Here is an 11,642-nt window from a genome sequence, read left to right on the forward strand (position 1 = left end):
CATCCTTTTAAAGCCTTAGGTTTTTCCTAAGGCTTTTTTAATTTAGTTTTTTTAGAGTATTTTCTACTTCTTTTTCAAGTGTCTCGAGGTTTCCGTTATTGTATATAATCAAGTCCGCTCGCTCTATTTTTTCCTTCTCGGGCATTTGCTTTTGCATTATTTTCTCCACTTCTCGGTAGGTTTTCCCATCTCTATCCATCACCCGCTTCATCCTTATACACTCCTCTGCTGTAACCAATAGAGACTTATAGCAACTTTTATCCAAACCCAGCTCAAACAGCAGTGCCGTTTCCTTAAAACCAAAGTCTGCCACCTGCTCACCCACCCACTTCTCAAAATCTCTCTTCACCGCAGGGTGTATCACCCCATTCAGCTCCTCTAATAGCTTCGCATCGTTAAAAACCTGCTCTGCCACATATTTTCTGTTGTAATTCCCCTCCTCATCATAAGCCTCTTCCCCCAAAACTGCCTTGATTTTCTCTCTTAAAGCCTCATCATCAGTTACAATTTCCTTCGCTCTGTCGTCGGAATAATAGACTGGGTATCCAGCCTTTTCAATAAGCCTTGCTACCGCCGTTTTCCCAGCACCAATCCCTCCCGTAAGCCCTATGATTTTCATTTTGATGAATTTTTCAGCCAAGATAATCATTATTTTTAAATCTTTTTAACTCCAAAAATGATGAAGTCTCCTACACTAAATTTTCTTTTCGCCTTATTGAGATTAAAAATTGGGTATTCAAATACAGATAATGGAGCTAAAGACTACAGCGTTTTCATTGAAATTAAAAAATCGGGTTAAAAACTCAATCTCTTTTAAAATATTAATTATTCGTTAATTCATTTCTATTGATGAAAAATTTTTAAGATATTCCCATAATGCTCTAAAAATGATATACAGGCTATTTCTCACTTTTTGATGAAATAAAAATTTATTTTTTTTACCCAGAGGTTAAGAATAGTTAATAAAAAAATCTCATCTTTGGGGCATAATATTGAAGAATTAAAAACAAGTAAAAAATGGACTTATTAAGTAAATCATTACTCGCTGCTGTTACATTATCCACAGCAAGTGTTTATTTCGCACAGAGTACCAAGGACAGCCTCAGAAGCACCAAAGACATAGAAGAGGTTGTACTTGTCGGCACGGCAGATATTGCTAAGGATAGAAAAACCCCCGTAGCAGTTTCTACCATTAAAGAAAGCGTTATTATCGAGAAATTAGGAAACCAAGAGTTCCCAGAAATCCTTAATACTACGCCTTCCGTTTATTCTACCAAGTCAGGTGGTGGTTTCGGAGATTCCAGGATTAATATCCGTGGGTTTAACCAAACCAATATCGCCGTAATGGTTAATGGTATGCCTGTAAATGATATGGAAAACGGTGCCGTATATTGGTCAAACTGGGCAGGGCTCGCAGATGTTACCTCCGCTATGCAAGTGCAAAGGGGTCTCGGCGCTTCCAAACTCGCAATTGCTTCCGTAGGGGGTACTATTAATGTAATTACACGAGCTGCAGATAAAAAACAAGGCGGTTTAGTTACCGTTGGCTTGGGTAATAATGGCTACCACAAAGCACTATTTGCTTATAATACAGGTAAAACTCAATCGGGCTGGTCTTCCTCTTTCTTAATGAGTAGAACGGCAGGCGCTATGTATGCAGATGGTACAGACTTCGAGGCAAATAACTATTACTTCGCATTAGGTTTCGCTCCGAGTAAAAAACATGACTTCCAGCTTACCATCACAGGAGCTCCACAATGGCACAACCAAAGAAAAACCTCCGTTGCCCTTTCAGATTATCTCGATCCTAAATACGGCGGCAGCGAAGACAAGCCCAACAGAAAATATAACTCCGACTGGGGATATATGACAGGAAGAGATGGCGTTTCAAGACAGTATTCCTTCGCTACAAACTACTACCACAAGCCTATTATGTCCCTCAACTGGGATTGGAATATGGCACAAAAGTCTAAACTATCCACTGTCCTCTATGCTTCCTTCGGTAGAGGTGGAGGTTCTGGCGACTTAGGAAGAGTCGGCGGTCAATATGCCAGCAAATTTAGAACTGCAGACGGACTTTATGACTTCGATGCTATCAGAGCTGCAAACCTCGCTTCAAACCCAACCAGTGGCGTTATCGTAAAAAGAGCATCTGTTAATTCTCATAACTGGTTCGGTATTTTATCCAACTTCCAACAGAAAATTAATGATAACTGGAATTTCAGCCTAGGAGTAGATGGTAGATACTATAAAGGATATCACTATCAAGTGGTCTCAGACCTGTTAGGAGCATCTGCTTACTTGGATAAGAGAAATCTAAACGAACCTTCAAGGCTCATCTCTAATACTTTTGAATCTAAACCAAACTGGAACCCTTTTGCAAGCGTTCAATCTCTTAATGACAGAATCAGTTATAGCAACGAAGGTGAAGTCCTTTGGTATGGTGGTTTCGGTCAGATAGAATATACTGCAAATAACTTCTCTGCATTCCTTCAAGGCTCCCTTTCTAATCAAGGCTTTAGAAGTATCGATGACTTCATTATCGATGGGGTAACCAAATCCAAGAGAGGAGAGGTAATGAAAGCTAAAACCGACTTTGAAAATATCTTAGGATACAATGTAAAAGCAGGTTTAAACTATAATATCAATGAACATCACAATGTATTTGGTAATGTCGGTTATTACAGCAAGCAACCTTTCTTTAACTCCGTTTATAGAGGTAATGAAAATATCGTAAGTTCCAAAAATACCAATGAGAAAATCTTTGGGGTTGAATTGGGCTACGGTTTCAGATCTCATAAGTTTAATGCCAATGTGAATCTGTACAGAACTTCTTGGGATGATAGATACCTTAGAACCAGAGCTTACAGAGAGGCTGGGAAAAGCTACTATGGAGAGATTACCAACCTCAATGAAATCCACCAAGGGGTAGAATTTGATGCTTCTTTCAAAGCTACAAACTACCTTAGCATCAATGGTATGTTCTCATTAGGAGACTGGTTCTACAAAGGCAAAGCACACGCAGAAATGTTCGATGAAGCCAACCTGCCTTATATCCCAAAAGGTAAAACTTCAAGCACCTATGACCTCTACCTTGATAAAGTAAAAGTAGGAGACGCCGCTCAGCTTACCGCTTCCATTGGGGTTACACTACAGCCTGTAACCAATTTGAAATTAGATGTCAATTGGAGATATGTAGATCAGCTTTATGCTAATCTCGATGTACACTCCTTTAATACAGACACTGGAAGAAAAGCATTACAGTTGCCAAGCTACAACCTTATGGATTTAGGCCTGTCTTATAAGTTTAAACTAAACGATAAGCAATCCTTTACCCTTAGAGGTAATGTTTATAACCTCCTTGATACTACTTATATTGCAGAATCCTATTCAAGTACTATGGAAGGAGATCCAGAAGCTAAAGGTATCAAGTATAAAGGGATAGATATCGCAAACAAAGTTTATTTCGGTTTTGGTAGAACTTGGTCCGCGAGCCTAGCCTTTAATTTCTAAGAGAATTTTGGTTTTCATATTATATAGATACTTTGTATCGGAAGTCCCACTCTTTTTAGGGTGGGATTTTTTATCTTTGCCACTGAAATTTTAGATAATGGGAAAACTTCATTTTATTCTTACAAAAGCCCACGGAGGTTTTGCTTACATAGAGCTTATTCTTGTGCTTGTGTTTTTAGTCGCTCTTTTTGCGGTAATGTTCGGCTACTCTGGCAGAGTAACCAAACTCTTAAGAAAATCTACACTTTTCGTGATGATTTTCTTTCATATTCAGCTTATCGTAGGGTTTGTAATGCTTATCGGTACATCCGAGTTTTTAAATACAATAAAAGCCGTGGGTATGGGCAAAATAATGAAAGATGCCTACCTCAGGCAGTCTTTTGTAGAGCATCCTACTTCTATGCTCATTGCTGCCATTCTGATGACCATCGTAAATAAAAAGATAAAAAAAGCAGGGCACCTGTCTATGTCTGCTTTTTGGTTATCGGTTCTAGCAATTCTCTTCTTTGGTTTTGCATTTAGCATTGTTATGGGCAGATTATTCGGAGCTTAATGATTAATTGGAAATAAAAATCTCAACAAAATGAAAATAGCAGTAGTAGGTGCCACAGGTATGGTAGGTCAGGTAATGCTCAAAGTCCTTGAAGAGCGAAATTTCCCCGTTACGGAGCTCATCCCTGTAGCTTCGGAGAAGTCTGTCGGCAAGTCGGTGCATTTTAAAGGTGAGGAATACACCCTCGTCTCTATCCAGTCAGCAGTGGAGCAAAAGCCTGAGATTGCTATTTTCTCCGCTGGAGGAGCTACTTCTCTCGAGTGGGCGCCAAAGTTTGCAGAGATGGGTACTTTTGTCATAGATAATTCTTCAGCTTGGCGAATGGACGCTACAAAAAAACTCGTCGTCCCAGAAATCAATGCTTCCGAGATTACAAAAGACGATAAAATCATCGCAAACCCCAACTGTTCTACGATACAGCTCGTAATGGTGCTCCATCCGCTTCATAAGAAATATGGATTAAAGCGAGTGGTGGTTTCTACCTATCAATCGGTTACGGGAACGGGTAAGGCTGCTGTAGATCAGCTTCAAGATGAGGTAAAATCTTCTGTTACGGCTCAAGATTGCACCGTACCGAAGGTCTATCCTTACGAAATCTTTAAAAATGCTCTCCCACAATGCGATGTCTTCAGTGACGAGGGCTATACAAAAGAAGAGCTCAAACTGATGCGCGAGCCTAAAAAGATTATGAGTGATGATTCATTCCAGCTTACGGCTACTGCGGTAAGGGTTCCCGTTCAGGGAGGTCATTCCGAGTCTGTAAATATTGAGTTTCATCAGGATTTTAATTTAGATGAAGTTCGAGAAATTTTATCCCATACAAAAGGAGTTACAGTACAAGATGATGTAGAAAAATCCCTCTACCCTATGCCTCTCTACTCCGAAGGTAAAGATGAAGTCTTCGTAGGGAGAATCCGAAGAGACCCTTCCCAGCCTAAGACCCTAAACTGCTGGATTGTGGCAGATAACCTGAGAAAAGGAGCAGCAACCAATGCCGTACAGATAGCCGAGCATCTTGTAAAACAAAAATTGGTATAAACTTTCCCGCCTTAGCGGGATTTTTTTATTAGTTTCGACAAACATTTAGCATTAAGAAGTGAGAACCAAATTCTATATCCTATCTTAAATATGAAAGAACAAGCGATAAACAAAAAGAATTTTTCCTTTCAAAGAAGTGTAGCCATCATTGGGGTGCTCCTCTTCATTGGAAAGCTCATCACGTGGCAAATCACTGCCTCAGATGCTGTGTTCTCAGATGCTATGGAGAGCATCGTCAATATTGTAGCGGCATTTATGGGGCTTTACTCGCTTTATGTAGCCTCAAAGCCGATGGACAAAGACCATCCCTACGGGCACGGCAAAATAGAGTTCATCACCTCTGGGATAGAGGGCGCACTGATTATCTTCGCTGGTGTGGTTATCATCATTCAAGCGGTCAGTTCCTTCATCGCTAAAAATACTTTACACCAGCTCGATTGGGGAATACTCATCATAGCGCTTACTGCCGTTATCAACTACCTGATGGGTTATATTTCGTACCAAAAAGGGGTGAGAGAAAACTCATTGGTCTTGCAGAGTTCGGGCAAACATCTTCAGTCCGATACCCTTACGACCATAGGTGTAGTTCTGAGTTTAGTGGTGGTACATTTTACCCATTTTTATTGGATAGATGCTCTTGTAGCAGGTATTTTCGGAGGATATATCATTATCACAGGCTATAAAATTATACGGGAATCAATGAAGGGGATAATGGATGAGGCAGATACCAAAATCATCACCGATATTGCAGAGTTCCTGAATGAACATCGCAAACCCGAGTGGATAGATGTCCATAATATGAAGATTCAGCAGTTTGGTAGCCACCTCCATATCGATGCCCATCTTACCCTCCCTTGGTACTTTGAGCTTCGGCAAGCACATAATGAGATGGAGGAGCTTATCATTTCCATTGCAGAGAATACCGATAGGGAAATCGAGTTTAATTTCCATATGGATGACTGCAAACCCTCCTCCTGCGAAGTCTGCCAAATAATGGATTGTCCCGTACGCAAACTCCCTTTCGTAAAGAAAATAGACTGGACCGTCGAGACCATTACCCAAACAGGGAAGCATAAACTCTAATTCATCACCCTAATTCTTCATCTCTTCCAGCTCCTCTTGTTTGGTTTCTTCTTGGGCTATCTTTTTTGGATTTGCAATTTTATCAATGGTAAGCCCTTGGAAGATGATGGAGAAGACCACTACACAGTAAGTGATACTGATGATAATATGATTGTATTCGCTTTTGGGGATGGAGAGTGCAAGGGCAATGGATACTCCGCCACGAAGGCCTCCCCATACCAGAACTTTTACGGTCTGAGGGGTAAATCTGTGCTTGAAAGACATCAGTTTGGTAGGGAAGAAAATAGAAACCCATCTTGCGAGGAGTACAACCAATATGCAGATGCCTCCTGCGAAGAGGTACTCATTGAGGTTCTTGATGAGCAGTAGCTCCAGACCGATGAAGAGGAAGAGCACGGCATTCATTATCTCGTCTATCAACTCCCAGAATTTTACCAAGTAGTCGCGAACTTCGGATTTCATCTTGAATTTTGGACTGAAGTTCCCCATAAAAAGTCCTGCAGCAACCATTGTGAGCGGTCCAGAGATGTGCATAGAGTGGGCGATGAGGTAGCCCCCCATTACGATGGATAGGGTGATAAGTACAGAGAGAATATAGTCATTGGTATTCTGCATCATCTTAGAACCAATGAAGCCGAGGACGGCACCGAGTAGGAGCCCACCCCCAGCTTCCTGTACTACGAGCATCAGTATACTTTCAAGGGTGAGGTCCACCTGCTTTCCTACAGCTATTTGAAGCAGTACGGTAAAGACAACGATCGCTACACCATCATTAAATAATGACTCGCCCGCTACTTTTGTCTCTAATGATTTGGAGACCTTTGCTTTTTTCAGGATGCTGAGCACTGCTACAGGGTCGGTAGGTGAGATAAGCGCTCCGAAAACAAGGCAATAGATGAGTGGAATTTCTACCCCCGCGAAGGGTAGTAGATAATAGGCTCCAAAACCTACGGCAAAGGTGGAAATCACCACCCCTATGCTGGCAAACATTACCACAGGGGCAATTTGCTCGCGCAGGTCTTTTATATTAATATGTATTCCTCCAGCAAAGAGGAGAAAGTTGAGCATTGCTCCCATTAAGACTTCAGTAAAATCTACACTACTTACGATTTTATGTAGGCTGAGAGTGGTCTTAGGGAGGAGAGACTCTCCAAAGAGAATCAGGATAATGGATACACAAATTGCAATAACCATTACACCGATAGTGCTTGGGAGGCGGAGGAGTTTATGGTTGATGTACTCAAACATCGTAGCGAGTACGATGAGAATGGAGAATGAATAATATAATTCCATTAAAGTTTTTTTATGGGTTAGATTATTAAACGAAAGAAAGAAAAATACATTTTCCTTTCTTTAGCAACCAGCCGATATTTTATCTACTCGTGATTGGTGCCTTCCACCTTCAAATGGAGTAGAGAGGAATGTTTTTGCAATTTCTAAAGAGAGTTCCTTTGCAATAAATCGTGCAGGTAGTGCGAGCATATTGCAGTTGTTGTGCTGCCGAGCGAGGGCACCCAATTCGGGCATCCAGCAGAGGGCACAGCGGATGCCTGCGTGTTTATTAGCAGTGAGCTGCACGCCCTGCCCACTTCCGCATACGAGGATTCCAAATTGGTTTTCGCCTTTCTCTACCGATATTGCTGCAGGATGCACAAAATCGGGGTAATCCACAGAAGCTGCTGAGTGGGTACCATAGTCGGTAATTTCAAACTGAGCAGAAAGCTCTTTTTTTAAGTATTCTTTGTATTCAAAACCTGCGTGGTCGCAGGCAATAGCGAGTTTTATCATTGTAAAAAATTATGAATGCGCACAAAAATAAGGTTATTTTATCTTGAATGCAACTTACCCCTTAGCAGGAGAGATACTTATCTGCCCACAGTATAGCAGGCTAATAGCCAGAAGCCAGTAGCTTTTCTTATTTTTGCACGATATTTTTAGTTTATGAAGGCATTAAACACGCTTAATCCCTACTTCTGGAAGCACAGAACATTGCTTTTCTTTGGGCTTTTGTTCATCCTTGCGAGCAATTTTTTTATGATTTATAAGGTTCAGTTTGTGGGGAGAGCGGTAGATGAGCTGGCGGAATCGGGCAAGTTGGGCTTTAATGCCGAAATCCTGAAATATGTAGCGATTTATGTGGTAGCATCATTGCTCACGGGCTTTTTTACTTTTATGATGAGGCAGACCATCATCGTAGCCTCTCGGAAGATAGAGTATGAGCTCAAAAATAAAATCTATCAACACTATCAGCAGATTTCGGTTACAGATTTTAAACGAACGACTATTGGTGACTTGATGAACAGGCTGAGCGAGGATGTAGTCGCCATCCGAATGTATTTAGGTCCAGGGGTGATGTATGTGGTAAATCTTGCTGTGCTGGTTATCATCACCAGTATTTATATGCTGAAAACAGACCTTACTCTTACCCTCTGGGCGCTATTGCCTTTCCCCTTCCTTTCCTATACTATATATAAGGTGAGCTCTATCATCAATGCAAAATCCAAGAGAATGCAGAAAAGCCAGTCGGAAATCTCTACTTTCGTAACCGATAGCTTCTCTGGAATACGGGTGATAAAGTTTTTTGCTAAAGAGATTTATATCAATTCAGGCTATGTATCTCGAGTGAAGGAGTATCAAGATAAGGCTCTGAACCTTGCAAAGACGGAAGCTGTATTCTATACCGTAATACTCTTCGTTATTGGGCTGATTAATGTAATGGTGCTCTATGTAGGGGGTATCAAATATATGGCGGGAGAGATTAGTGTGGGGAAAATTGCAGATTTCTTCCTCTATGTAAATACGCTTATCTGGCCATTTTCCCTTGTGGGATGGATTACTTCGGTGAATCAACGAGCAGAAGCCTCTATGCAAAGAGTGAATGAATTTCTCAATATGAAATCCGAAATCATCAATACCAACTTTAATGAATATCCTATAAAAGGCGATATAGAATTCCAAAATGTATCTTATGTCTATCCCAATACGGGAATAAAAGCCTTAGACAACCTCAGTTTTAAACTCAGTGCAGGTGATAGTTTAGCCATTATGGGGAAAACAGGCTGTGGGAAAACTACCCTTGCCCTTCTCCTCTGTCGCCTGATAGACCCCACCGAAGGAGAAATCCTCATTGATGGTAAAAACCTCAAAGAGCATAACCTTGACCTCTACCGAAAGCATATCGGATATGTGCCCCAAGAGAATTACCTTTTCTCAGATACCATAGAGAGCAATATAGGCTTTGCCCTTGATGAACCTAACCACCAAAAAGTGGTGCATTATGCCAAAGTAGCCGATATACATAAGAATATAGAAACCTTTAAGGAGGGCTATCAAACAATGGTGGGCGAGCGTGGAGTAATGCTCTCAGGAGGACAGAAGCAAAGAGTTTGCATTGCCAGAGCACTAATAAAGGAACCAGATATTCTTATTTTTGATGACTCTCTCTCGGCATTAGACAATGAAACGGAGAAAAATATCCTCCAAAATATAGAGCAGGAGGCAAAAAACCGTACGCTTATCATCATTACCCACAGGATGTCCAGTGCGGAAAAAGCAAATAAAATACTGAATCTTAGTGCAGAGACTAATGAATACTCGGCTGAAATAAATTAAATCTATAAAAACTTTTATAGTTTATGGAAATCTTTTATATTTGTTTCGTCAGATTTCTAAAATTATCGTACAATGAGTGAATATAAGGAACGCCACGAAAATGAAATTTTTACCAAAGTATTAAAAGCAGGGAGAAGAACCTACTTCTTTGATGTACGCGAAACAAAAGCAGGAGACTATTACCTGACGATTACAGAAAGTAAAAAGAGTTTTTCGGATAGTGGGGAAGCGAGTTTTGAAAAACATAAAATCTACCTCTATAAAGAGGATTTCAAAGGATTTTTAGAATTGTTTAAGGAATCTACAGAGTTTATTGTAAGCGAAAAAGGAGAAGATGTAATCTCTGAAAAGCACGACAAAGATTTCAAATCCCGCTATACGATAAACAATGAAGAAGAAATTTAATATATAGGCACCTCTTGTATCGAGGTGCTTTTTTATTGAGTATAGCGGTATATTTTTATAAGTTTGCAGTGGTTTATTCATCAAAACAAATATTTTGACACAGAAATTAAAATTGGAAGAGCTCGGCAGGGTAGATGTGCAGACCTTTAAAGGATTAGCTAAAATTCCTTTGGTTATTGTACTCGATAATATCCGAAGTATGCACAATGTAGGAGCAGTATTCCGCACAGCAGACGCCTTTCTTATAGAAAAAGTCATCCTTTGTGGTATTACCCCGAGACCCCCGCATAGGGAAATTCATAAAGCAGCACTCGGAGCAACTGAAAGCGTAGATTGGCTCTATTATGAATCTGTAAAAGAAGCGGCCTTAGACCTCAAAATCCAGAAATATGATGTGTTAGGTATAGAACAGACCACGGATTCTATTATGATTTCAGATTATGAAATCAATCCACAAAGGAAGTATGCTTTAGTGTTGGGAAATGAGGTAGAGGGTATTTCTGACGAAATCCTCAATCATTGCAATGCTTTTATAGAGCTTCCTCAGCACGGAACCAAGCATTCACTGAATGTATCGGTATGTGGAGGGATTGTAATGTGGGACTTCTACAAGGCACTCTATAAAAAATAAACTGCAAAAGCCAATATTGGTCTTGCAGTTTGAAATAAATCTAATAAAAAGTAAAAATGAAAGGGTGCAAATATAGAGTCCATAATCTATATAATGCAAGAAAAATTGAAAAAAGAATAAAAATATTTTTCCTCCAAACTTTGTAGAATGTTTGTAAAAGATTATATTTCTAAGGATTATCCTGCATTTGATGAGAAAACACAGGTACGGGAAATTTTACCACTTGCTGATGATTTTGGCTATTCTCATCTCTTTGTAGAGAGGGCTGGAGTATTTGTTGGGGCACTGTCCAGAAGTTTCCTCAATGATGCTCCTGAGGGAAGATTGAAGGATTTGGAGATTCATTTTGAGAAATTTGCTATTCGTGAAGATGCTTTCTTGATAGATATAGTGAAACTCTTCTATACTTTCAATGCTAATGTGGTTCCTATTTTGGCAGAAAGTGAAAATTATCTCGGCTATATCTCCTGCGATGATGTTTTTGATGAGTTCTCCAAGTATCCGCTGTTTTCTGAGAATGGAGCCGTTATTTTACTTCAAACCTATAATAAACATTACTCATTCGCAGAGATTACGAGGATTGTAGAAGAGAATAATGCTAAGATTTACGGCATTTATGTAAGTGATATTAATGAAGATGAAGTGAAAATAACCTTAAAAATCAGCAATCATCATCTGAGCAATATAGAGGAAGATTTGGAACGATTCGGTTATTCCATCATCAATAAAGATTATAATGACAGGAAAGAATCATTAGTGAAAAACCGATTTGATTTCTTCCAGAAATACATTGAAATTTAGATTTAT

At 39.9% G+C, this 11,642-nt stretch carries 11 protein-coding genes; 8 read left to right on the forward strand and 3 right to left on the reverse strand.

Going from position 1 to position 11,642, the window contains the following annotated elements; genetic code table 11:
- Positions 1-37 precede the first annotated feature (37 nt).
- Positions 38-649, reverse strand: coding sequence for a dephospho-CoA kinase (gene coaE, locus DBX24_RS04495; RefSeq protein ID WP_120488177.1), 612 nt, complete (start codon positions 647-649; stop codon positions 38-40).
- Positions 650-1,017: 368 nt separating this feature from the next.
- On the opposite strand from coaE, the gene DBX24_RS04500 reads away from it, so the two are divergent.
- From DBX24_RS04500 to DBX24_RS04515, 4 genes are all read left to right on the forward strand, one after another.
- Entirely contained in the window at positions 1,018-3,513 is a 2,496-nt protein-coding gene (locus DBX24_RS04500) for a TonB-dependent receptor (RefSeq protein WP_160224093.1), read from the forward strand.
- Positions 3,514-3,610: 97 nt separating this feature from the next.
- Positions 3,611-4,066, forward strand: coding sequence for a hypothetical protein (locus DBX24_RS04505; protein ID WP_120488176.1), 456 nt, complete (start codon positions 3,611-3,613; stop codon positions 4,064-4,066).
- Between the two features lie 30 nt (positions 4,067-4,096).
- Positions 4,097-5,104, forward strand: a complete 1,008-nt coding sequence (locus tag DBX24_RS04510) for an aspartate-semialdehyde dehydrogenase (protein WP_120488175.1) — start codon at positions 4,097-4,099, stop codon at positions 5,102-5,104.
- A gap of 90 nt (positions 5,105-5,194) precedes the next feature.
- On the forward strand, positions 5,195-6,187 hold the full coding sequence (locus DBX24_RS04515) for a cation diffusion facilitator family transporter (RefSeq protein WP_160224094.1): 993 nt from the start codon (positions 5,195-5,197) through the stop codon (positions 6,185-6,187).
- A gap of 9 nt (positions 6,188-6,196) precedes the next feature.
- On the opposite strand, the gene DBX24_RS04520 is transcribed toward DBX24_RS04515, so the two are convergent.
- Together DBX24_RS04520 and rpiB are read right to left on the reverse strand one after the other, a co-directional pair.
- Positions 6,197-7,480: a cation:proton antiporter gene (locus DBX24_RS04520; RefSeq protein ID WP_160224095.1), complete on the reverse strand. Its 1,284-nt coding sequence runs from the start codon at positions 7,478-7,480 to the stop codon at positions 6,197-6,199.
- 60 nt (positions 7,481-7,540) lie between these two features.
- Positions 7,541-7,975 (reverse strand): ribose 5-phosphate isomerase B, encoded by a 435-nt coding sequence (rpiB, locus tag DBX24_RS04525; protein ID WP_120488172.1) that lies wholly within the window; start codon positions 7,973-7,975, stop codon positions 7,541-7,543.
- Between the two features lie 153 nt (positions 7,976-8,128).
- Between rpiB and DBX24_RS04530 the strand changes: the two genes are divergently transcribed.
- From DBX24_RS04530 to DBX24_RS04545, 4 genes are all read left to right on the forward strand, one after another.
- Complete coding sequence (locus tag DBX24_RS04530; RefSeq protein ID WP_160224096.1) at positions 8,129-9,799, forward strand: ABC transporter ATP-binding protein; 1,671 nt, start codon at positions 8,129-8,131, stop codon at positions 9,797-9,799.
- A gap of 72 nt (positions 9,800-9,871) precedes the next feature.
- Positions 9,872-10,204 carry a DUF3276 family protein gene (locus DBX24_RS04535; RefSeq protein WP_120488170.1) on the forward strand — a complete coding sequence of 111 codons (333 nt, stop codon included), beginning with the start codon at positions 9,872-9,874 and terminating at the stop codon, positions 10,202-10,204.
- A 94-nt stretch (positions 10,205-10,298) separates the two neighbouring features.
- The gene (locus tag DBX24_RS04540) at positions 10,299-10,835 is read left to right on the forward strand and encodes an RNA methyltransferase (protein ID WP_120488169.1); all 537 of its coding nucleotides are present in this window, start codon (positions 10,299-10,301) and stop codon (positions 10,833-10,835) included.
- Positions 10,836-10,982: 147 nt separating this feature from the next.
- On the forward strand, positions 10,983-11,636 hold the full coding sequence (locus DBX24_RS04545; protein ID WP_120488168.1) for a CBS domain-containing protein: 654 nt from the start codon (positions 10,983-10,985) through the stop codon (positions 11,634-11,636).
- Positions 11,637-11,642: the final 6 nt, after the last annotated feature.

It is taken from the genome of Bergeyella cardium, assembly GCF_009914665.1.
Classification (GTDB): Bacteria; Bacteroidota; Bacteroidia; order Flavobacteriales; family Weeksellaceae; genus Bergeyella_A; species Bergeyella_A cardium.